This window comes from Flavobacterium sp. (assembly GCF_965277525.1).
In the GTDB taxonomy this organism is placed as follows: Bacteria; Bacteroidota; Bacteroidia; order Flavobacteriales; family Flavobacteriaceae; genus Flavobacterium.
In genome coordinates this window covers 327,964-352,321 of record NZ_CBDIDC010000003.1, presented here as the reverse complement: position 1 = coordinate 352,321, position 24,358 = coordinate 327,964, and the positions used below count along the sequence as shown (strand labels likewise).

Genomic DNA, 24,358 nt, shown 5'->3' with positions numbered 1-24,358 from the left:
TAACTTACAAAAAAACCAGTTAGGCCAGAGCCCTTTTATATTTCAACCTTATTCCCGTGGCTGAAGCCAGAAGCTATACAAAAATAGAAATGGCCACGAATTCACGAATTTTTAAACCATTCATTCGTGAATTCGTGGCGAAAAAAACTTTGCGCCTTTGTGGCAAAAACTTCTATTCTTTTATTTCAAAACGACTCTCCAATCCTTTATCAGAACTTCCTCCAACCATAATTTTAAAAGTTCCCGGCTCTGTCAAATAATCCCCGTCATTATCATAAAAGCCAAGCTCCTTATCTGTTAAAGTAAAAGTTATCGTTTTGGTTTCTCCTTTTTTCAGATTCACCAGTTCAAAACCTTTCAATTCTTTAACGGGCCGGATAATGCTGGCATACTCATCATGAAGATACAATTGCACCACTTCTTTTCCGTCATAATTTCCTGAATTAGTAACTTCAACTGAAACTGGTACATTTTCTCCTTTTGCAAAAGTAGGTTTGTTTACTTTCAGATTTTTATAATCAAATTTTGTGTAGCTCAAACCAAATCCAAACGGAAACTGAGGCGTTTTCTCCACATCTGTATAATGCGACCAAAAAACGTTCTTATCACTGTCAATTGGTCTTCCTGTACTGTATTTGTTATAGTAAATAGGCACTTGTCCCACATTTCTAGGAAAAGACATTGGCAATTTCCCACTTGGGTTATAATCGCCATACAGAACCTGAGCCACCGCATTTCCGGTTTGAGTTCCCAAATGCCAGGCTTCTACAATTGCCGGAACATGTTCCGCAGCCCAAGGAATACTTAATGGGCGGCCGTTGTTTAAAACCAAAACAATATTCGGATTTACTTTATAAATTTCTTCTAATAATTCCTGTTGTACACCAGGCAAATTAAGATCAGTTCTACTGCGCCCTTCCCCACTCTGAAAGCCGTGTTCTCCTAAAACCATTACCACGACATCTGCCTTTTTAGCCGCTGTTTTTGCAGCTTCAAATCCGCTTTTATCAGTCGTATTAAAAATAACCTCATCTAAAAAAGATATTTTTCCCACCGTTAAGTCAGCGCCTTTTTCAAACATCAACTGATTGTCTTTGTATTGCTGCATTCCTTCTAAAACCGAAACTGCAGTATTATTATCCGATGCAATCCTCCAGCTTCCCAAAGGACTATTTTTATCGTTTGCCAAAGCACCAATCAAAGCAATCTTCTGACCGGATTTTTTTAGTGGTAAAAGATTTTTCTCATTCTTCAGCAATACAATTGACTTTTTCGCCATATCCAGAACACCGTCATTATTGGCTTTACTTCCAACAACTGCTTTCTCCCGTTTCTCATCACAATATTTGTACGGATCATCAAATAATCCCAATTCAAATTTTACACGAAGAATTCTGCGAACGGCATCATCAACCAGAGCTTCTTTTACCTTTCCTTCTTTGACTAAACCAACCAATTTTGCGACATACAAATACGATTCCATATCCATATCAGAACCTGCAATTACAGCTTTTGCAGTAGCATCAGCTTCATCTTTTGCGTAACCGTGGGCAATCATTTCGCGAATCGAGGCATAATCTGAAACTACAAAACCATCAAACTTCCATTTTCCTTTCAGGATATCTCTTTGCAGGAAAACATTTCCAGTCGCAGGAACACCATTCAGTGTATTAAACGAATTCATAAATGTACGGACTCCGGCATCAACAGTGGCCTTAAAAGGCGGCAAAACCGAATTGTATAATTTAGAATTGCTCATATCTACAATATTATATTCCAGTCCGGCCTCTACATAACCGTAAGCTGCAAAGTGTTTTGCACACGCGGCAATCGTATTTACTTTCGTAAGATCGGCAATGGTTTCTCCCTGAAAACCGTGTACTCTTGCAATCGCAATTTTGCTTCCCAGATACGGATCTTCGCCCGCACCTTCCATCACACGCCCCCAACGTGCATCATTTGCAACATCGACATTCGGTCCAAAAGTCCAGTTAATTCCGGATGCCGAAGCTTCATCAGCCGCAATGGCAGCCGATCTCTTAATTGCCTCCAAATCCCAACTTGCTGCTTCTGCCAACGGAATCGGACTTAACGTTTTATAACCGTGAATGACATCAAAACCAATAATCAGCGGAATTCCCAAACGCGTTTCTTCTACCGCAATTTTCTGTACGGCATGAACTTCCTTCACGCCACGAACCGTTAGCATGGAACCCACCCAGCCTTTTCGTAAATGTTCGTATTTCAGTTCCGCAGTTCCTCCTTTTGGAGCCGGTCCCGTAACATCCCAAAATCCGTTGTATTGGTTCATTTGACCTACTTTTTCCTCTAAAGTCATCAACGGCAAAAGCAAATCGATACGTTGCTCAATGGTTTTATTTTTATCCAGATACGGCTTTTTTTGTGCATTCATATTTCCAACAGTAAACAGGGCAAAAACCCCAATCGTTATTATTTTTTTATTTTTCATTGGTTAGATAGTTTATTTCTAAAGGCGCTAAGCTTCTAAGACATTAAGTTCTTAAGTTTCATAATTTGGGCGTGTTTGGCCGCGGCGGGTCGGGCTATGCGCTGCAAGTCCTCGCACTTCCTTCGTCAGGCTGTGGCCTTTTCGCTTCTATCCCTCGCGCAAACGGTTAACGAGAACTTTTCGACAATCTTGTCATTTTAGCATGTCAGCCTTAGCGGAGTCGCAGGAACACAAGTCGCTCGACAAAAGATTGACGACATTCTTTACAGAGTTTCGCGTTTGATTTACTTCGTCTATTCGCTATCGCTCGCGTCTCGTTCCTCAAAATGACAAACTTTATGTCTTAACTTTGCGGGGCTTCGACTCCGCTCAGCCTGACATCAAATGAGACAAAAGCAAACAAAGAACCAATAACAAATCCCTAACCAGAGTAATATCGAACAGGCGAAGCAAACCCGTAGGCAAAAGTTCTAAAATCTATTCCGGGGCTTTGCGACTAAAATCTAAATCTAATTATTCCGTAATAAAACAAGAAGCCGGTAAATTCGCTTTATTAAACAAATCCGATTGTATTGTATTTCCCCATGCAAATCTCACTTTTGACGGATTTGAAACTTTTTTACTCACCAAAATCACCTGATTATTTTTTATCGAAGCTTCTGCCGGATAAAAAATACCATCGGCTCCAGCCACTTCAAACTGATTCGAAGTTTTATTTTTGAAATACAATCCTTCAGAATCATCAAACGAAACGGTTACTTTATTTTTATCGATTTTAATATTTTTAAAAAGCGGGCTATTCACCAAACCTGAATTAATTTTATAAGTATCCGCTAAAGCCAGGTTTGCCAAACGAATCCCAACATCTTTTTTATTCTTAGGATGAATATCAATTGTGTCTGAAATATCACTAATCACCACCATTCCGGTTTTAGGGACTTCATTCAGGATTTTTCGTTGAGAATCTCTCACAGTAACATTCGAGAAGTTATTACTTCCTGTTTTATAAGGTGCAATCTGAACGAAGTAAAAAGGAAATTCGTCTTGCCATACTTTTCGCCAGGACGTAATCAAAGCCGATAACGTTTTATCATAAACCAAAGAACCTACGTTCGATTCACCCTGATACCAGAGCGTTCCGGCAATTTTAAAACCTGCAAAAGGATAAATCATGGCATTATAAGCACGCCCGGGCTGACGAGGCCCATATTCCTGTTCGTTTAGTTTTTTGGCATTTTCTAATAAAACAGGATCGTTCTGAACCACTTCTTCCGGCATCCAGATTTCAGCAGGCGTTCCGCCCCAGTTCGAAGAAATTAATCCGATTGGGACATCTTTTAGATCTTCTTGCAGATGCCTTGCAAAAAAATAACCAATTGCACTAAAGTTTTTCATGGTTTCCGGAGTCGATTCGGTCCAGTTTCCCAGTAAATTATTTTGAGGTGATGTAGCCGTTAATTTAGGAACGGTAAAAAAACGAATATTGGGATTCGCAGCTTTTTTCATTTCCTCTTCTCCGTTATCAATCCCCCAACTTACGGACATTTCCATATTCGATTGTCCGGCACATACCCAAACTTCTCCAATCAGAATGTTTTTCAGGATAACTTCATTATACCCCTTTATAGAAATGGTATAAGGTCCGCCGGCTTGAGGTGTTTTAATATGCAGTTCCCATTGTGCCTGATTATTCGCCACAATCTTATATTCCTGATTGTTCCAGCTCGAAACCAATTTGATTTCTTCTTTTGGATTTGCCCAACCCCAAATTTTCACTTCAGAGTTGCGTTGTAAAACCATATTATCACCAAAAATATTCGGAAGTGTAACGTTTGCCATCATAGTACCGGAAATCAACAGAAAGAAAGCAAACTTAAATATATTATTTTTCATTTAGGAGCTTTTTTAAAAACGGAGCATATTCATTGGCCAAAACCTTATGATCAGCTACATCGGGATGTCCAGAGCAACCTTTTGGCGTCATAGGCTTAAATTTGAAAATAACAATTGGCTTATGCGCTTTATCAGATGCAAAAGCTGCTTTGACTTTATTTAGGCAATCTTCAAAAACGATCGCATTTTGCCCGCTTATCATCGGACTATTAGTGATCACAATTTGTGCATTCGGATTGTGTTGGTACAACATTTTTATAAAGTTGATATAATTCGAAATATACTTTTCGGAATTAAATGGTAAACGTTCTTTTTTACCGTCTCCTCCGGAAAAATCATTGGTTCCTAATGCAATACTGATAATATCCGGTTGAAAAGCAAAATCATATTTAGGTTTCGCAGCATCTTTCGTTAAATACAAATTCTGATAAACATCCGGCATAATCGCTTCGTCTTTATTCTCATCATTCCAGTTGCGATACATCCCGATTCCCGAAACAGAACTCATCAGATAATCGACACCAATTGCTCTTGAAAGCGCTGGTCCGTAAGCGTAATATCCGTTATGATGATCAAAATATTCTCCTTTATCGCAAGGAACATCTGACGGATCGCTTGCTGCTCCACAGGTTATAGAATCTCCTATAAACTCAATCTTCTTTTTCTTTTTAGAAGTAATAGAAGTTAGTTTTGCTGTTGTTCCTGCAAACAGAATTCCACCACTGTGTGCTTCTGTAGTTTTATAAATCTCAAGAGTATGTTCTTTTTTATTTGAAGTGATTTTTATCGGGAAAGATTGCACCATGCCTTTTTCAATTCTCAATTTTCCAACATACTTTCCATCCAAAACTAAAGAAACATAATTATGATGTTCCCAGGCATCCACACTTTGTAACGAAATAGAACATTCATTTCCAGTAAAATTAAAAGCAACAGAAGAAGCCGTTCCGATTAAAATAACTTTATGATCAGAAAGTTTTTCAATCCGGCCCTGATAAAGAAAAGCATTCGTTTTGCTTTGTGAAGTCGAGACTACCGAAATCAACAAAAACGAAATTAAAAATGATATTTTTTTAAGAAACATAATTTATTTGTTAAAATATAAATACGATTCACAAATATATCTGAAATTTAATATACAGAAAGATACTAAAACATCAAAAAGCAATAAAAAAACACCAAAATAAAAAGACGTATCTTCCGTTCTTATTGCCTGTCAATAGTTGTTTTTGCATAACATGTCTTTGATATTCAGAAGCAACAGTCTATTTTTATCAATTAAACCTTATAATTTCTTTTAAAGATGAAATCTATTCTTTATATAGCCTTTGCAAGCAGTCTTTTATGCTCTTCTTTTACTTTAACAAAAGAAAACAAGTCTTTTAGTTCTCCAATCGAAAAAATACAAACCAACATAGATCGTGATGCTATTATTTCCTACTCTAAACAATATTTAGGTACACCTTACTCATATGCAGGAAATACCCCCAAAGGATTTGATTGCTCAGGTTTTGTCAATTATATTTTTAAGCATTTTGATGTTATTGTACCCAGAAGTTCAAATGGGTATAAAAATTTAGGTACGGCAAAGAAAGCAGAAGATTTTAAAGTTGGGGATGTTCTAGTTTTTTACGGTTACAGGAACAAAACTATTGTGGGGCATGTAGGTATTATTTGCGAGGCCAATGGTATGCATTCAAAATTTATTCATGCTTCTTCCGGAAAAGCCGGCAGCGTAACCATTAGCGATTTAGATTCTGATCATTACAGCAAACGCTTTTATAAGTGTGTTGATGTGTTACCTAGATAAAAGTTTTTTGCCACAACCCGAGCGAGAGCAAACAGACCAAGCAATTACACTAATTTTTAATGCAAATGCTAAAAAAATAATTCGCAAAAATTAGTGTAATTCGTGGCAAACTCTCTTTTATTTTTATTGTTCTGTAAGTAGTTTGATCAGACTTTCATCTCTTTTATATACATCTTTATAGAAATTCAGATTTCCATCTCGATCTACCCAGGCGGTAAAATATCCAATATAAACCGGTATTTTCTTTTTTAGCGTATACCAGCTTTCTTTACCTGCATGCATGGCTTTATCAATTCTCTCGGGAGTCATGCTTGGATCTTGTTTTAAAAGTTCAATAGCCAAATCTCTGGGTTTCCCAACGCGAACACAACCATGACTAAAAGCCCTGTTTTCTCTCTCGAACAAACTTTTTGCAGGCGTATCATGTAAATAGATATTATTCGAATTTGGAAACAAAAACTTCACCAGACCAAGCGAGTTGTTTTTTCCCGGTAACTGACGAACGGCTCCATTATTCCATTCCAGATTTTTCTGAGCCAAATAATTTTTGTTTTTTGCCATTCCGGGCTTGATCTCCTTATTGATGATACTTGTGGGAACATTCCAATAAGGGCTAAAAACAATATTATTCATCATTCCGCTAAAAATAACCGTCTGGGTCATGGCTTTACCAACAACAACCGGTGATACAAAAGCAATTTCGTGATCACGGATCAGGTACAATTTAAATTCCGGAATGTTAACTTCTATATATTCTTTGCCTTTTTCGAGTTCAGGATCAATCCATCGGCAACGTTCCATATTGACGATAATCGTTTTGATCCTGTCCGAAACAGGAATGTTCAATTCGGCAATATGCTCGGGCAATATTGTATTTTTTGGTGTTAATCCGTGATGTGATTCGAAGTTTTTGATGGCGGTAATCAAAGTCGAATCGCATACATTACTTTTAGTATCTTCTTTAAGATCACCGGTTATAAATAATCGTTCTCTTATCTGACCTATTGCCGTAACGGAATCTCCTTTTTTTAAACTTTTAAAGTCGTCTCCAACTTCAATTGCTTTCCAGCCTCCTTTTTTTTCAATTTCCCTATATTGATGAAGGGCATCACGAAGCTTGTAATATTGGCTGAACATTTTGCTCTTTTTATCATCACTAATAGTAGATTTTTTATAAATAGAATCTGAAAATACCTGGTAATTGACTTTTTTTCGCGGTAAAAGCCATTCTAATGATTTGGTCGTTTTTTCGTCTACACCGGAAACTTTCTGAACATAGTAAAAATATAAATTCGTAATCATCAGATCTGTATCCACTTGAGATAATTTGTTTTCAGGAGTATGTTCAAAAACAGCACTGATCTTATCGTTGTAAGGAAAATTGGCTTTCAAACCTTCCTCATCTAATCCTTTGTATTTATTAAATAATGTATTTGCAAACTCTACTACACCTTTATTATCCAGCCATAATTGAGTAGAATGGTTTTTCTTATACAAAGCCAAAACCTGATCCTGAAATTTAACCAGTTTAGGATAAGTTTGATAAAAAGCAGTAATACCGGTACTATCAATTGAGATTTTAAGCTCAGGCACCACTTTTTCTGTTGTCTTTTTCAATTCTTCTTCTTTCTTTTCAGCCTTCTTATTACAAGAAATCGCAGAAAAAAGAAGGACAGCAGCAATAAGTGGATACAAAGTTTTCATAATAATTTTTTTAATAAAAATAAAAAAGTTTTAGTGAAAACAAAGTATTTCTACAAAAATTAATATTGACTTTACAAGCCTTAAAAAAAATCAAAAGCAAGTTCTAATTTCCTTAAATATAATGCATAAAAAAACTCCAGTAAACATGACTTAACTGGAGTTTTCACTTTATAACCAACCTTTATTTTTAGATTACTGTTCCTTTTAAAGTAAGTACTTTAGGAGTCGTTTCTGCACTTGTAGTAACAGTAACTGTTTTTGTAAAACCACCTTTATTGGCAGCATTGTAAGTTGCCGTAACTTTTGCTGATTTACCAGGTAAAATTGGTTCTTTTGTATAATCTGTTGCAGTACAACCGCAAGAGCCCTGAACATTTGTAATGACTACAGATGTTTTTCCTGTATTTTTAAATTCGTAAACAATCGCTTTTGGTGTTCCTTGCGGAATTTGTCCTACATCGATAGTTTCTGCTTTCCATACAATTGTCGAAGCTGTGGCTTCAGTCACTTTTTCTTCAGAAGTTAAAGATTGTATTGGTGCAATTGCTGAAAAAGACATTAAGCTTAAGGCTAAGGCTAACATCGAAATTTTGATCATTTTCATAGTTATATATTTAATGGTTTATAGTTCTAATTTTGTTTTACAAAGGTAATTCAGACAAATTCTAATCGCTGTTAACCACTTTCAAATCTTTGTTAATGACTTGTTAATCGATGTTTTTAAATCTAAATTTGATTAATATTACATTCTAAAACCGCATTCTTGAAAATAAATAAACTCAATAGTATTATTCTTCTGGGACTTATAGCCATTATAAGCATATTGGTAGCGCAATTGCTTTGGACTAAAGAGGCTTTTACTTTAGAACAAAAAAAACTAAGTCAGAAAACCCATATTGCTTTACTGGAAGTTGCCAGAAAATTATATAAAGGCACCAATCATGAATTGCCGGCACAAAACCCGGTGCAAAAAATTGCCAACGATTATTATATCGTAAACATCGACAATGATTTTGAACCCGATATTTTAGAATTTTACCTAAAAACGGAATTCAAAAAAATGAATATTACGACTGATTTTGAATATGCGATGTACAATTGCCAGAGTGATGAAATGATCTATGGCAATTACATTTCGTTGTCTGAAAAGGGCAGAGGAAAACAATCCGTACATTTTCCGAAACACAAGAATCTCGTATATTATTTTGCGATTCGTTTTCCTAATGAAACTTCCTATCTATTTAGTTCGATGCGATTTTGGTTTATACTTTCGATTGCTTTAATTCTTATTTTATTGATTTATGTGTATTCGATTTTTACGCTTTTACAACAAAAAAAATACTCTGAATTACAACGGGATTTTATTAATAACATGACGCATGAATTCAAAACCCCGTTATCTTCTATTTTAATTGCTTCGAAATATCTAAGTGAACAAACTCCAATTAAAGAAGATAAAAAACTGCACACTTATACCAATATTATTATCAATCAAAGTTATAAGCTGAACAACCATATTGAGAAGATTTTAAATATTGCCAAATCAGATTCTGCTCCTTTAGAATTAAAAAAAGAAACGACTCTAATTGTTCCGGTCATTGAGGAAACAATCGAAAACATTCAGTTAAAGTATCCGGAAGCGAGTATTAGAATTGAAACACTTTCTAATGAATATCAAATAGAAACAGATGTTTTTCATTTTACTAATTTGGTTTATAATTTACTGGATAATGCCGTAAAATACTGCAATGACAAACCCGAAATTACCATTACGATTGCAATAGAAAATACTTGCCTAAAATTGGCTTTTATCGATAACGGAATTGGAATTTCTCCAAAAAATATTTCTTTTATCTTTGATAAATTCTATCGGGCAAAAAATGAAAAAAGCAATGAAGTAGCGGGCTTTGGGCTTGGCTTGTATTACGTAAAAGAGATTTGCCACTTGCACAATTGGAAAATAAAAGCCGCAAATAATTCAACAAACGGCATGACTATAACTTTATCAATTCCTTATAAAAAATGAAACAATTCAAAATACTTTATACCGAAGACGATGAAACATTGGCTTTTCTAACCAAAGATAATCTGGAACAAAACAACTATGAAGTAGTGCATTGCTGCGACGGAAAACTGGGTTTAGAGACTTTTAAAAAAGAAAATTTTGACATTTGCATCTTCGATATCATGATGCCCAAAATGGATGGTTTTGAATTGGCAACTGAAATCAGAAAAATGAATACTGATATTCCGATTATTTTCCTTTCGGCTAAGACTTTAAAAGAAGATCGCATTAAAGGATTGCGATTAGGGGCCGATGATTATTTGGTAAAACCTTTTAGTATCGAAGAATTGCTTTTGAAAATTGAGATTTTCCTCAAGCGTTCTCAGAAAAATACTCCCGTAGACAAATCTGTTTATGAAATTGGAAAGTATCAGTTTGACACAAATAATTTTATTCTTTTTAATGAAAATGAAAAAATCAGCCTTACCCAACGCGAAGCGGATTTACTAAAATTGTTTCTCGACAATAAGAATTTGGTTTTAAAAAGAGAACAGATTTTAACCTCGCTCTGGGGAACCGATGATTATTTTATGGGACGAAGCCTGGATGTTTTTATTTCGCGTCTGCGTAAAATTCTGATTAACGAAACAGGGATTGCCATAGAAAACCTTCATGGAATTGGATTTCGATTTACGATGTAGTTTGTAGTGGTAATCGAAATACAATTGTGCATTTCTTATTTGCAACAAATTAAAAAAAATCTGTAAAATAAGTTTTAAAAACTTTTGTAATTTTAAGATATAAATTTCCCTCGATATGAAATTACATCACTTACGCAATGCTACTTTAGTTATCGAAACTGAAACCGATGTTATATTGGTTGATCCTATGTTAGGAAAGAGAAAAACAATTCCGCCTTTTACCCTCTTTCGTTATAAACCTAAAAGAAACCCACTTGTAGCTTTACCAAAAAATAGCAGAGATATTCTCAGCAGAGTCACCATTTGCCTGATCACACATTTACATACTGATCATATTGATAAAGCTGGTGAAATTTTTCTAAGACGAAAAAGTATTCCTGTAGTTTGCAGCATTAAAGATGAAAATGCTTTGACAAAAAGAGGATTAAACATCATTCAAAGTTTAAATTACTGGGAACCACAAGAATTTTTAGGAGGTAAAATTACAGGCATTCCCGCCATTCACGGTTACGGATTTATTGCAAAACTGATGGGCAATGTGATGGGTTTTTATATTGAATTACCCAACCAAAAATCGATTTATGTCAGTTCTGATACGATTTTTACAGAACACGTTCAAAAAGTTTTAATTGAATTTAAACCGGACATTGCTACAGTTGCCTGTGGAACGGCCCGATTAGATATTGGTCAGCCCTTATTAATGCGTATGAATGATATTTTGAAGTTTGCGGCATTGGCACCAGGGAAAGTTTTCGCCAATCATTTAGAAGCGTTAAATCATTGTCCAACCAAGAGATCAGAATTAAAATTAGCGCTTTCTGAACATAATCTCCTGGATAAAGTTGCCATTCCAAATGACGGAAACAGTGTTGAATATTGATTTATAAAACCAATAATCCAAATTCACGCAACGTATTGATTGGTTTTGAATACCAAAACAATTCAAAATCATCTAAATTGGATTCAAAGTCAGCTTTTACTTCCTGAAAAGTATAATTCTTAGTATTTGAAATCGTGATTTTGGTTAAAATTTCGATCAGCCATTCGCCTTCTTCCTTATTGGTCTGAATGTTGAAACTTTCTTTTTTATCATGAAAAGTAAAAGTCATCATTTCCCAGGATCTTCCTTTTTTCGATTTTGTAAAATGTTCCGTAAAAGGCTTTCCTCCTAACCAGACTACTTTTGCATTTGGTTTTGTATTGAAGTCATTTCCTTCTTCAAGCGCATTAAAAATAAAATCAGGATCTATTTTTGTTTTTGGAATTTTAAAATCAAACCAATCTTGCAATTCATAATCAAAACAAATTCCGTGCATGAAATTAAAGAGCGATTTCTTTAACCCGAAACTAAACTTATCGTGATTGATTCCTGTTGAATCTGTATAATCAATATCATTGTTGGCAAAGGTTCCAATGGCTTCAGTTGTTTTGGTTACGCCAAATTTCTCCGGATATAAGCCAACCGGACTATGTGCCGTCATGGCAAACTGATGCCAAAATCCGGATTGTAAAATCCCCGCTTCAAACAACTGACGCACCATTTCGAGACTATCTACGGTTTCCTGAATCGTTTGTGTTGGATATCCGTACATCAAATACGCATGAACCATGATTCCGGCTTCGGTAAAATTTCGGGTTACTTTTGCTACTTGTTCTACCGTTACCCCTTTGTCTATTAATTTTAATAAACGATCAGAAGCCACTTCTAAACCACCTGAAACAGCAATACAACCGGAAGCTTTTAGCAACAAACAAAGATCTTTAGAAAAGCTTTTCTCAAATCGAATGTTTGTCCACCAGGTTACGGCTAATTTTCTACGTAAAATTTCTAATGCCAAAGCACGCATCAAAGCCGGAGGAGCTGCTTCATCAACAAAATGAAAACCATTCTGACCTGTTTGCAGCATCATATCTTCCATTCGGTCACATAATAAATTGGCCGCAACAGGTTCGTATACTTTGATATAATCTAATGAAATATCACAAAAAGTACATTTTCCCCAGTAACAACCGTGTGCCATAGTAAGTTTATTCCAACGTCCGTCGCTCCACATTCTATGCATCGGATTTACGATTTCGATTACCGAAATGTATTTATCCAAAGATAAATCAGAATAATCAGGTGTTCCTACGTAAGCTTGTTTATAGTCGTGTTTTAAGGAATTATTTTTGTAAACTACTTTTCCATTTTCTAAAAGAAAGGTTCTTTTATAGGAATTGTAATTTGGATTTTTGAGATTGAATATTAATTCTTCTATCGGAACTTCACCATCATCTAAAGTAATAAAATCAAAAAACTCAAAAACACGGGCATCCGAAAGGGAACGCAATTCTGTATTGGGGAAACCACCCCCCATCGAAATCTTAATTTCGGGATGATGTTGTTTGATCCATTGTGCACAACGAAAAGCGCTATATAAATTCCCCGGAAAGGGAACGGAAATCAGAAAAAATGTAGGTTGAATCGTTTCAATCTTCGCTTTTAAAATAGAAATTAGAATCGCATCTATATAAGTTGGTTCCTGCTGTAAAGCTTCGTACAATTCATCAAACGAATTGGCACTTCGTCCCAAACGTTCGGCATATCGGCTAAAGCCAAAATTTTCATCGACGCATTCTACAATATAATCGGATATATCTTCAAGATACAGAGTCGCTAAATGTTTTGCTTTATCCTGGGTTCCCATGGTTCCAAAAGCCCAGTCGAGTTCTTCTAATTGCGCAAAACGAGAAGCTTCGGGCAGAAAATCTTCCTGACAAATTTGCAAAGCCAATGTTGGATTTTTTCCCTGCAAAAACTGAATTACAGCATCAATCGTTTTGATGTATTCGTCCTGTAAAGCAAAAATACGTTTGGAATTATCAGATGTTTCAGAACCTGAAACTTGAAACTTTGAACTTGAAACCTGAAACAAATCAATCAATCCTTTTTTCGAAAACAATTCCAAAATCACATCAATACCCAAATCCGCCTGAACTGATTCGATATTTTTGGTATTCAGAAATCCTTTTATATACGCTGTCGCCGGATACGGAGTATTCAGTTGGGTAAAAGGCGGCGTAACGACAAAAAGTTTGGTTTTCAAGGCAAGATATTTTTTTGCAAAAATACGGGATATTTAGAGACTTTTCAGGAAAAGATTCAAGTTCTGATTTTAGTTTTCTTTTGTAGATAATTAATTACATTTGCTTCGCCGCTAAATATCCTATATGAAGAAAATTTTACTCTTATTTATTGTTTTTATCAAATGTACTTGTGTTTTTGCGCAAGAAATTAATCCTAATTCGTCCAATAATTTTTTATTAGAAGATAAAAATGGGCATCTCATTCAAAATTTGGAACAACAAAAACAATTTTTGAAAATTAGGGAAGAAAAGATGAAGGCGGAAATACTGAATTTAAAAAAAGTAATTTTAAATTCAAAAGATGGAAATTTAACTTCAAAAACAGCCGCTACTCTTCAAGGAGTAGAAATGTGCACTAACGGAGGTTTTGAGCAATATGAAACTATAAACGGAAACAGCTACCTTAAGAATTTTCTTTGCACAATAGGCGATCCTCCCGGACCTACACAATGCCAATCGATCACCAATACTGCCGACTCATACATCAATCGCTTTAATCCTAATAATATGAACATTATGGCAACCGGTGTTTCTGCCAATTTGGTTGACCCATATATAGGAGACATTAAAGCATTTGATCAATATGCTCTTAAAATTAATTATGAGAACTCCTCCACTTATGGCTCTATTGTTCAGGGCAAAAGGTATAAAACAAATAATGAAAATTATCTAAAATTTAACTACAAAGCGGTATTACAAAGTGTATATGACAATAGCCATACTGATAATCAAGCTTTTGTAAAAGCACGGATTTTAGATAAAAACAAGACCGTTGTTAGTGAATTTTGTTTGGTAGGAGATGAAAAAAATTGCATTTTCAGCAAGGTTCCTAGCCAAACTTCTGATTTTGTTACTTTATATACTACCAATTGGCAATCAGGATTATTGGACATTTCATCCATTCCTAATAATGAAGAATTTACCGTTGAATTTATGGCTTCAAGATGTGGATTGGGCGGACATTTCGGGTATATGTATATTGATGATGTTTGTACCCTACATTCCGCAGAAAATCTGCAAGGCTCTATAGAACTAGATCCTTTGTATAAAGTTTGTCCAACTTTGCCGATTTCAGTTTGCGGCAGTTATACGATTCCTAATTCTGGAGGAATTTCTGCCTCAGTAAAAAAAATCACTTTAAATGTTTACAACAGCAATAACGTGTCAGTTTACAGTACCTCAACTACTTCAAGTTTAGACACAACAAATAAAAAATTTTGTTTTACATTAAAAACCAGTGATTTTCCAAATATTACAAATGCTAATTATAATGTAGGCGTACAAATAGATTATGACATTTCCGGAAGTTCCTGCGCAGGAACCACATTTAATTCTGCCATAGATCCAGATGCAAATCCTGGCTGGGATATTTCTTTTTTGAATTGCTCTTCAAGTTGTAACATTAATGTAACGACCGCCACAATATCTCAATGTGATGCAAACCGTGACGGGAGTGAAAATTTTGATTTGTCTACATTAAATTCTTTAGTGGTTGCTTCTACAGCGGGTTTAAATTTTAGTTATTTCAAAAATTATAACGAGGCAGATTCCAACTTAAATGCTATCACCAATTTTACAAGTTACCCAAGTTCAAGTGCTTCTGTTTTTGTAAGGGTGAGCAGGGATGCGATTTGTTATAAAATAATTTCTGCAAATCTAGAGGTAAGAAATCCCACTGCAAATATTACAGGTATCCTAAATGTTTGTTCCGGAAGCACTGTATTAACTGCTTCTCCAGGGTCTTCGTATTTATGGAATACTGGAGAAACTACGCAAAGTATTACGATAACTTCGTTAGGGGATTATTCTGTTACTGTCACAGATTTTTTTGGATGCACCAGCAATGCAAGTGTTACTATCGAACCAAGCCAAACTGCCGTTTCTCCTATCTTACAGATTACACAACCTTCTTGTTTTGTCTCCACAGGAACAATAAAAATAACCTCGGCGGCATCACAATATAGTTTTGATGATGGCTTAACCTGGGGTGCAAGCAACACAAAGAGTAATTTATATCCCGGAACTTATCAAGTAAAAATAAAGACCGTAAATGGATGTACCTCCTATTCTCAAAGTGTAATTATTACAGCTGCTTCTACTTTGTATCCAAATTACACTTATACCAATCCTTTATTTTGCGGAGATACCGGTAGTATTACCATTACAACTCCAGCTGTATACTATAGTTTTGATGATGGTAATACCTGGGGAAATAACTCTACGGCTACCAATCTTTTACCTGCAAATTATAAAATTCGTATCAAAGATTTACAAGGTTGTATATCGTCAGCAAACAATGTACTTATTAGCAGTAATACGCTAGAAACCCCAACTTATACAACCGTATCGCCTGATTGTACTGCAAAAGGAAGTATTACCATTAATACTCTTTCGGATTTTTACACTTTTGACGGAGGAACTACGTGGGTTACAAACAATACAATGAGTAATTTAAATGCAGGAAGCTATTCTTTAGGAATTAAAAATGCTTTAGGCTGTACTTCTTTCTATACTTATGCTTATTTAAATAATTACGAAAATTCATATCCTCAATATACATCTGAACAACCTGTTTGCGGAACAGATGGCAGTATTACTATTACTACAGTAGGAGATTCGTATAGTTTTGATAATGGTACAACATGGACTAGTAATAATGTTAAAGTTTTACCTTTCGGAACCTATCAAATAAAAACAAAAAACAGTGCGGGATGTATCAGTGCTGCTGCGTATGTTTATTTATCTCAGCCTTATTTGAATGCGCCAATTATTACCCAGGAACAGCCAACTTGTGGTGTAAACGGAAAAATCACCGTCAACTCATTATCCGATTTTTATAGTTTTGACAATGGTGTAACTTGGACAACTCTCAATTCTAAATCATTACCTCCTGGTATTTATACCGTAATTATAAAAAACAATCTTGGCTGTATGTCTTATCCAAATACTATTTATTTAAATAATCCAAATATAAATATACCCGATTATACAGTTGTTCAGCCCACTTGTACATCCTCGGGCAGTATTACAATAAATACAACTGCTAGTTTCTATAGTTTTGATGGAGGCTATACTTGGGGAACTTCTCCTACCTTATCAAATCTTACTTCTTATGGATATTACAACATTGCAATAAAAAACAATTTAGGATGTGTTTCTAACTCTGTAAGTGTTTCAATTAATAACGCAAGGCTTCCAGATCCAGATTATACAGCTACCAATCCAAGTTGTGGAAATATTGGCAATATTACATTCAAAACTACTGCAGATTATTACAGTATCGATTATGGTACAACCTGGAGTACAAGTAATGTTTTTAATAATTTAAGTCAGGGATCCTACTATTTAATGATAAAAAAAGATAATTGTACATCCAATTACATTTCCATTTATATGGATCCCTCGAAGTTAGCACAGCCCAATTTAACCACCACTCAGCCAGGATGTGGAACAAAGGGCAGTATTAAAATTAATACTACTGCAAGCTTTTATAGTATTGACGGTACCAATTGGGTGACAAATCCTGTTTTTTCAGACCTTTCAGCAGGATATTATTACCCAATGATCAAAAATGCTCAAGGTTGTGTTTCTAACTCAAACTCTGTATCACTTCAAGAATTCTATCTTCCAGTTCCTACTTTTAAAACAACACAACCTACTTGTGGAGTTGGCGGAAGCATAACCTTTACTTCAACTGGAGTACAATACAGTATAAATGGAGGTACAACCTGGAGTAGTAATCCCGTATTTACTAACCTAAGTCCAAACTCTTATAATTTATTAATAAAAAATGCTTCTGGGTGCACATCTTACCCCTACGGTACATACGCTTACCTACAACAGGATTATTTACCTAATCCGGATTTTACATTAATCCAACCAACCTGTGGTATCAACGGAAGTATTACTATTGCAACAGTTGCAAGTTCTTATAGCTTTGATAATGGCAATACCTGGACAACTAACCCGGTTCTTTCAGGACTTACTTCTGGTTATTACAGTATTATAATAAAAAATGCAGCAGGTTGTAAATCTTCTGGTTTATCAATATCAATCAATCCTTATTATCTTCCAAATCCAAATATAAAAGTAGTACAGCCCAGCTGCGGAAATGGGGGAAGTATTACCGTTACAACTCCTGCTGATTATTATAGTTTTGATGGGGGCAATACCTGGACTACAAATCCAATTTTATTAAATCCTGCGAGTTCGTCTTATAATATCCTTATTAAAAATGCAAAAGGTTGTAAATCAAATTCACAATATACATACATAAACAAATATTACCTTTCATCACCAAATGTATCTACTATTCAACCCACATGCAGTACTCCTACCGGATCTATAATAGTAAATTCTGCCGCAGATCAATATAGTTTTGATGGAGGAATAACCTGGACTACAAATCCTGTAAAGAAAAATTTAGCTGGCGGCTCATACACTGTAGTAATAAAAAACACTCTGGGTTGTACGTCTTCAGGCAATTATATTTATATAAATACTCCTCCGTCAATTCCTGCTGCGCCCGCTGTAAAGATAGTTCAACCTTCTTCCTGTAGTGCCACTGATGGAAGTATAACCATAACAACATCGGCCATAAGTTATAGTTTCAATGATGGAAACAGTTGGACAACAAGTCCTACGAAAATAAATGTAGGGGCAGGTACATATATTATTAAAATCAAAACAAATTCATATAGTTGTGAATCAGCAACCACTGTTGTCAATTTGAGTTCTGGCACTACAATTGCATCTCCAGCTTTTACTAGTACTCAGCCAAGTTGCAGCTCATCAAAAGGTTCTATTACCATTACAACAAATGCAGCAACTTATAGTTATGACAACGGATTAACCTACGTTTTTTCTAATACAAAAACAGATCTTTCGCCAGGTATTTATTTCATAAAGATTAAAAATTTAGCGGGTTGTGTTTCAGATGCTGCTTCAGTTACGATTTCACCATTATCAGCGCTTTCAGCTCCTTCCTTTACAGCGACTCAACCCAATTGCACCAATTTTACAGGATCAATTTCAATTAATACTGCTGCCGATTTTTATAGTTTTGATAACGGAATCACGTTTGGGGCATCCAATACAAAATCTAATCTTTCTGCAGGAACTTATAATTTGATGATTAAATATAATTCGGGTTGTATTTCTCTGGCTGCACCGGTCACTATACAAGCTGCACCTGTAATTCCTGAAGCACCGCAAGTGGTAGTCACAAATCCATTGGGTTGTAATTCTGCCTTAGGCAATATTATGGTTTCTACGGTTGCGAATCTATATAGTTTTGACGATGGTCTTACATGGGATACCAGCAATACTGCCAATTTATCTCCCGGAAATTATTTCATCCGAATAAAATACACAAATGGCTGCCAATCTATTGCGTACAAAGCAACCATCAATGTACCGCCAAATGCTCCTTCAACTCCAACTTTAAATGTTACCCAGCCTATTACTTGCAGCAATCCATTTGGCTCGATTTTAATTACAAGTACAGCTGATCAATATAGTTTTGACAATGGTGAAAATTATTCATCCAATCCTAATTCAGGAAATTTAATAGCCGGAATCTATATGGTTCGTGTTAAAAATAGTATTGGCTGCGAGTCTGCAACATTGCCTACAACCATTAATGCTCCAACGGATTATCCGAGTAATCCTGCTTTTATAATTTCCCAGCCGGATTGTAATAATCTTAAAGGTACTATTACAATTACCGACGCTGCACCAGAATATAGTTTCGATAATGGTGTTAGCTGGACTACAACTGCTATGAAATCAAATCTTGACCCTAACACCTATTTTATTAAGGTCAAAAATAATAACGGTTGTATTTCAAATGCAACCACAGTTACGATCAATCCATTTACAAATTTTACATCATCACCAACAGGCTCAAAAATTCAAAATTTTTGTATCGATGAAATTGCAACTTTAGAAAATCTAAATTTAACAGGAACCGATATTAAATGGTACGATTCTGCAACAAATGGAGTCATTTTACCCGAAACAACTTTATTACAAAACAGCATTTACTATGCAACTCAAACATTAAACAACTGTGAAAGCCCGCGATTTGCTGTCACAGTAAAAATTCAGGATACACAAATTCCGATGGCAGACACGCCACAGACATTCTGCATACAACAAAATGCCGTAATAAAAAGCATCAACATTATAGGACAAAATATAAAATGGTATCAAAGTACATCTTCAAATACCACATTGTCTGAAGCAACAACTCTCGAAAATGGAATTACTTATTATGCTTCACAAACTATTAATAGCTGTGAAAGTGACAGAATTCCAGTTGACATAAATGTACTGGGCGCAACAGTTGGAGATTGCATTAATTTTGTAGATGAATTACCTTTTCCTAAATTCTTTACACCAAATAACGATGGCTATAATGATACCTGGATAATAAACTTTGCTTATTTGAAACCTAACACAGGAATAAAAATATTTGATCGTTACGGAAAATTCATCAAAGAATTAACTTCCAATAACCCGTGGGATGGAAATTATCTGGGCAGTCAGGAACCTGCATCAGATTATTGGTTTACTGCCACAAGATTAAACGGAAAAGAATATAGGGGTCATTTTAGTCTAAAGAGATAAAAAAATAACCGCAAAGTAAATTTTGCGGTTATTTTTTATTTAGAGATTATGCATCTTATTTTGTTTGTACCAAAAGCCAATTCGATATTTCTTCTAAAGCTATAGGAGAAAATGTCTGCTCAATCGAATCATATTCCTGAGGAGAACCGGTTTTACATTCCTGAAACAAATGATTTAAACCAGGAAGCTCTTTGATTGTTGCATTTTTATTCCCTGCCTTAATTAAAACTTTTTTAATCGTTTCTAAATTAACAGTTGCAGGAACTTGTAAATCTTTGCTGCCATTAAGAGCTAAAACAGGGCATTTTACTTTTGCTAAAGCTACTGCGGGATCAATTCTTAAAAAATTGTACCACCATACATTTGTAATTTGATCTACAAATAATTTTGCCGTTTTATCATCAAATTTTGACTGAGCATAGCTACTTAAATTATTTTTCAACTTTTCATCATTTGCAGCAGAAGCCAAGACAATTTCATAAGCACCTTTAAAAATTTCCTGACCTTTTTGAATGTCATTTTCAGGAACTCCAAATTGCTTTTCAAGTATTTCTTTTTGTAATAATAACAATTTATCCCCACGAAGACCTGGCGCGGCTAATAAAACAATAAAGTCAATGGCTTTTGAATTTCCTGCAATGATTGGAGCGATTACTCCGCCCTCACTATGACCTATTAATCCAATTTTGTTTTTATTAATTTCTTTTCTGTTTTTTAAATAATCAACTCCAGCCTGAACATCTCTGGCAAAATCGATTGTTGATGATTTTGTATAATCACCGGTAGATTCGCCCGCACCACGATCATCAAAACGCAAAACAGCGATTCCTTTTTTAGTCAAATAATCAGACAACACTAAAAATGGTTTATGTCTTAGTATTTCTTCATCCCTATTTTGTTTACCACTTCCGGTAATTAAAATTACTGCTGGAAAATTACCCTCTTTTTTAGGTAAAGACAAAGTTCCTGCTAAAGTCACATGATCTGTTTTATTCTCAAATTTTACTTCTTCGGTATAATACGGAAAAGGTTTTTGCGGCTCTTGTGGTCTGGCAAATACTTGTTTTTGAATTTCTTCTTTGGATAAATTCATCTCAAAAGATTGCCCGCCTTGCGTAAAAGTACCTACAATAATATTGTCTTTATTTAATGTTCCTAAATAGGAAATTTGAGCACTTGGTATTTCTAATTTTAAAATTGAATTCTCAAAGATTGTTTTTTCTAAAGGAATCCCAGTCACTTTCTGATCCGGACTATCCATTGTTGCTTTATAACCATTTTCTGTTTGAGTAACATTAAATGATACTCTTAATTGAGTGCCCTGTACTTTTAAAACACCATTCCATTTTCCTGAAATCTCTTGTCCTCTCATGATAAAAGAGCTTAAAACTGTTATTAAAATAAGTATAATTTTTGTCATTTTCTTTGATTGATTGTGTAAGTAAACTAATTTGATTGATGATCTCTTTTTTGTATTTGTTTGAATTTTATAAAAGAATAAACTATTGGAATTAATGCCAAAATTAGAATGATAGAAACAAATACATTACCGAATGCATTGTTTAGAACTAATCCTCCTAACATTAGAATAAAACCTCCAATAAGCCAAATTTTACCTGCAAATCCATGAGTAGCTTTCCATACTTCACTATTTTCCAGTGTCCATGGCGTACGTATTCCTATAAAATAATTAGGTTGAATTACTTTAAAATAATTCCCAAAAATCATTAATAGCACCCCCAATAATGCAAAAACTAAATTAGGATTATTTACTGATCGCTCTTTTGTCGTATAAAGAATTAATAGTGCCACTAAAGACATAAACAGCACCAAAAAAAATTTGAGTTGATAAAATTTTCCTCCCATTAAAGAAATTCTCTTTTTAGGATCGATTTTTGGAATAAAAGTCATCAAAACATACATCAAAACCGGCAAGAGGAACAATATCAAAATAAGGGAAAACTTGTCGCCCCAATTATCAATTTCCCCCTTATAATTCCAATGTATTGGAACTCGCTGAGGAAGGCTGTCCCAAATAATAGCTAAATACACAAAAGGTGTCAAAACAATTCCAATTATTGGAAGTTCTTTTTTTAGTTCTAAATTCATTTTTATTTTTTAAAGGTTAGTATCCATTGCAAAACATCTTCCATTATGGTGGTATTGATGGTGTAAATGATGAATTGCCCGTTTTTTTCAGAAGTAATTAAATCTGCACGTTTCAAAATATCCAAATGATGCGAAATACTGGGTTTTGAAATATTAAACGCATCAGCAATTTCTCCGGCTGACAAATCTTTCTCTTTTAAAAGTTCAAGAATTTCTCTGCGGGTTGCATCGTTTAATGCCTTAAAAATATCATTCATCATTTATATATTTAGACAAATATCTAAATACTTTTTTAATTAACAAAAAAAAAAAAGACCTTAATTTTAAATTAAAGCCTCTTTATAAAATTATTGCAAATTAAACTTTTAAAACTTGTGCTCCTCTTTGCTAATCACTAAAAAGGCAAACAAAGAGATACATGCCGCAATTGTTAAATACAGACCTACATAACTCACACTATAAGTAGAGGCTAACCAAATTGCGATCATAGGCGCAAAAGCAGCACCCAGAATCCCCGCCATATTAAAAGTTAGGGACGCACCGGAATAACGAACATTTGTTGGAAACAACTCCGATAAAAAAGTTCCTAAAGGCCCATAAGTAAATCCCATTAAAGCCATTCCGATACAGGCAAAAATGGTCACTAAAACAATATTTCCCGAGCTTAAAAAGTAAGAGAAGAAAAATCCAAACATCCCGATAGCTACTGTAGCTGTAATTAGCATCTTACGGCGGCCAATTTTATCTGCTACTACAGCCGAAACCGGAATAAAAATGGCAAAAAACAATACCGAAAACAATTGTATTAATAATCCGTCTCTTTTGACAATTCCTAAATCTGAAGTCGCCCAACTCAACGTAAACACAGTCATTAAATAAAAAACCAAAAAAGTGGTAATAGCGGCAAAAGTTCCAAAAATCAATTGATTTTTATACGATTTTACAAGTGTTAAAAAAGGAACTTTAACTTCTTCCTGTTCTTTTTTAGCATTTTCGAAAGAAGGTGTTTCAGTTATTTTTGTTCGAATGTAAAAACCAATTACTACCAAAAGAGAGCTGGCAATAAACGGGATTCTCCATCCATAATCCATAAAATCTTCATTGCTCATTGAATCGGTCAAAAATAAAAAAGTTCCTCCTGAAAGTAGCAATCCTATTGGAGCCCCCAATTGCGGAAACATTCCGTACCAGGCACGTTTATTTGGCGGTGCATTTTCGATAGCCAATAAAACAGCTCCTCCCCATTCACCACCTAAACCTACACCTTGTCCAAATCGACACAGCATTAATAATAAAGGAGCTGCAACGCCAATACTGGCATAACTTGGTAAAAAACCAATGGCAACAGTCGAAATACCCATCGTTAATAAAGCGGCAACCAGAGTAAATTTACGTCCGATTTTGTCTCCGTAATGTCCAAAAAAGGCAGAACCTAAAGGACGCGATAAAAAAGCTATTGAAAAAGTCGCTAAAGATTCCAGAGTCGCCATAGTCGAATTAGAACCCGGAAAAAATAATTGCGGAAAAACCAATACGGCTGCATTGGCATAAATATAAAAATCAAAAAATTCAATTGTAGTTCCAATTAAAGAACCAAAAAGAACATGTTTTAATGAGTTCTTCTTTTTCGGGTTAGTTTCCATATAAAATAGATATATCTTTTTTTTGGTTACAAAAATATAGTTTCGTTGTTAATATTTCACATTTAGAACAATTAGTTTTAAAACCCCTCTGTATTTTTAACAAATTTCATGTGTTTTACATTTTACACAACATCAATTCAATCAAAATTAAAAACCTGATTACAGGTACTTTAAAATAAAAATCAAAAATCAAATCATAAGCAATCGTTAAAACTGAATTTAACTGCATATTTTCATTAAATTTACAGCTGTCAAAAATAAATTTAA

General features: G+C 34.7%; 15 protein-coding genes. 5 read left to right on the top strand and 10 right to left on the bottom strand.

The genetic code is table 11. The features are described from left to right. Positions 1-172: 172 nt before the first annotated feature. The 3 genes from bglX to ACQY44_RS08215 form a co-directional block, all read right to left on the bottom strand. Positions 173-2,470: a beta-glucosidase BglX gene (bglX, locus tag ACQY44_RS08225; RefSeq protein ID WP_428229899.1), complete on the bottom strand. Its 2,298-nt coding sequence runs from the start codon at positions 2,468-2,470 to the stop codon at positions 173-175. Between the two features lie 513 nt (positions 2,471-2,983). Continuing rightward, positions 2,984-4,363 (bottom strand): sialate O-acetylesterase, encoded by a 1,380-nt coding sequence (locus tag ACQY44_RS08220; RefSeq protein ID WP_428229898.1) that lies wholly within the window; start codon positions 4,361-4,363, stop codon positions 2,984-2,986. Beyond that, positions 4,353-5,447: a GDSL-type esterase/lipase family protein gene (locus ACQY44_RS08215; protein WP_428229897.1), complete on the bottom strand. Its 1,095-nt coding sequence runs from the start codon at positions 5,445-5,447 to the stop codon at positions 4,353-4,355. The genes ACQY44_RS08220 and ACQY44_RS08215 overlap by 11 nt, the downstream gene beginning before the upstream one ends. Before the next feature lie 219 nt (positions 5,448-5,666). Between ACQY44_RS08215 and ACQY44_RS08210 the strand changes: the two genes are divergently transcribed. Beyond that, on the top strand, positions 5,667-6,173 hold the full coding sequence (locus ACQY44_RS08210; RefSeq protein WP_428229896.1) for a C40 family peptidase: 507 nt from the start codon (positions 5,667-5,669) through the stop codon (positions 6,171-6,173). Positions 6,174-6,296: 123 nt separating this feature from the next. Here ACQY44_RS08210 and ACQY44_RS08205 read toward each other — a convergent pair whose 3' ends face one another. Continuing rightward, positions 6,297-7,877 carry a L,D-transpeptidase family protein gene (locus ACQY44_RS08205; protein ID WP_428229895.1) on the bottom strand — a complete coding sequence of 527 codons (1,581 nt, stop codon included), beginning with the start codon at positions 7,875-7,877 and terminating at the stop codon, positions 6,297-6,299. A gap of 187 nt (positions 7,878-8,064) precedes the next feature. After that, on the bottom strand, positions 8,065-8,481 hold the full coding sequence (locus ACQY44_RS08200) for a DUF1573 domain-containing protein (RefSeq protein ID WP_428229894.1): 417 nt from the start codon (positions 8,479-8,481) through the stop codon (positions 8,065-8,067). Positions 8,482-8,640: 159 nt separating this feature from the next. Between ACQY44_RS08200 and ACQY44_RS08195 the strand changes: the two genes are divergently transcribed. The 3 genes from ACQY44_RS08195 to ACQY44_RS08185 all read left to right on the top strand — a co-directional run bounded on the left by ACQY44_RS08195 (position 8,641) and on the right by ACQY44_RS08185 (position 11,463). Then, positions 8,641-9,903: a sensor histidine kinase gene (locus ACQY44_RS08195; RefSeq protein WP_428229893.1), complete on the top strand. Its 1,263-nt coding sequence runs from the start codon at positions 8,641-8,643 to the stop codon at positions 9,901-9,903. Continuing rightward, the gene (locus tag ACQY44_RS08190) at positions 9,900-10,583 is read left to right on the top strand and encodes a response regulator transcription factor (protein WP_428229892.1); all 684 of its coding nucleotides are present in this window, start codon (positions 9,900-9,902) and stop codon (positions 10,581-10,583) included. Before ACQY44_RS08195 ends, ACQY44_RS08190 begins: the two co-directional genes overlap by 4 nt. Positions 10,584-10,698: 115 nt before the next feature. Then, positions 10,699-11,463 (top strand): MBL fold metallo-hydrolase, encoded by a 765-nt coding sequence (locus ACQY44_RS08185; RefSeq protein ID WP_428229891.1) that lies wholly within the window; start codon positions 10,699-10,701, stop codon positions 11,461-11,463. A gap of 1 nt (position 11,464) precedes the next feature. Here ACQY44_RS08185 and ACQY44_RS08180 read toward each other — a convergent pair whose 3' ends face one another. Then, entirely contained in the window at positions 11,465-13,669 is a 2,205-nt protein-coding gene (locus ACQY44_RS08180; RefSeq protein WP_428229890.1) for a B12-binding domain-containing radical SAM protein, read from the bottom strand. 124 nt (positions 13,670-13,793) lie between these two features. Between ACQY44_RS08180 and ACQY44_RS08175 the strand changes: the two genes are divergently transcribed. Beyond that, positions 13,794-20,339: a T9SS type B sorting domain-containing protein gene (locus ACQY44_RS08175; protein WP_428229889.1), complete on the top strand. Its 6,546-nt coding sequence runs from the start codon at positions 13,794-13,796 to the stop codon at positions 20,337-20,339. Positions 20,340-20,394: 55 nt separating this feature from the next. Here ACQY44_RS08175 and ACQY44_RS08170 read toward each other — a convergent pair whose 3' ends face one another. From ACQY44_RS08170 to ACQY44_RS08155, 4 genes are all read right to left on the bottom strand, one after another. Next, positions 20,395-21,759, bottom strand: a complete 1,365-nt coding sequence (locus tag ACQY44_RS08170) for an alpha/beta hydrolase family protein (RefSeq protein ID WP_428229888.1) — start codon at positions 21,757-21,759, stop codon at positions 20,395-20,397. 26 nt (positions 21,760-21,785) lie between these two features. Beyond that, positions 21,786-22,448, bottom strand: coding sequence for an SdpI family protein (locus ACQY44_RS08165; RefSeq protein WP_428229887.1), 663 nt, complete (start codon positions 22,446-22,448; stop codon positions 21,786-21,788). Positions 22,449-22,450: 2 nt separating this feature from the next. Beyond that, a complete protein-coding gene (locus tag ACQY44_RS08160) occupies positions 22,451-22,705 on the bottom strand; it encodes an autorepressor SdpR family transcription factor (protein ID WP_428229886.1) in 255 nt (84 codons plus the stop codon). 108 nt (positions 22,706-22,813) lie between these two features. Then, a complete protein-coding gene (locus tag ACQY44_RS08155; protein WP_428229885.1) occupies positions 22,814-24,091 on the bottom strand; it encodes an MFS transporter in 1,278 nt (425 codons plus the stop codon). Positions 24,092-24,358 lie beyond the last annotated feature (267 nt).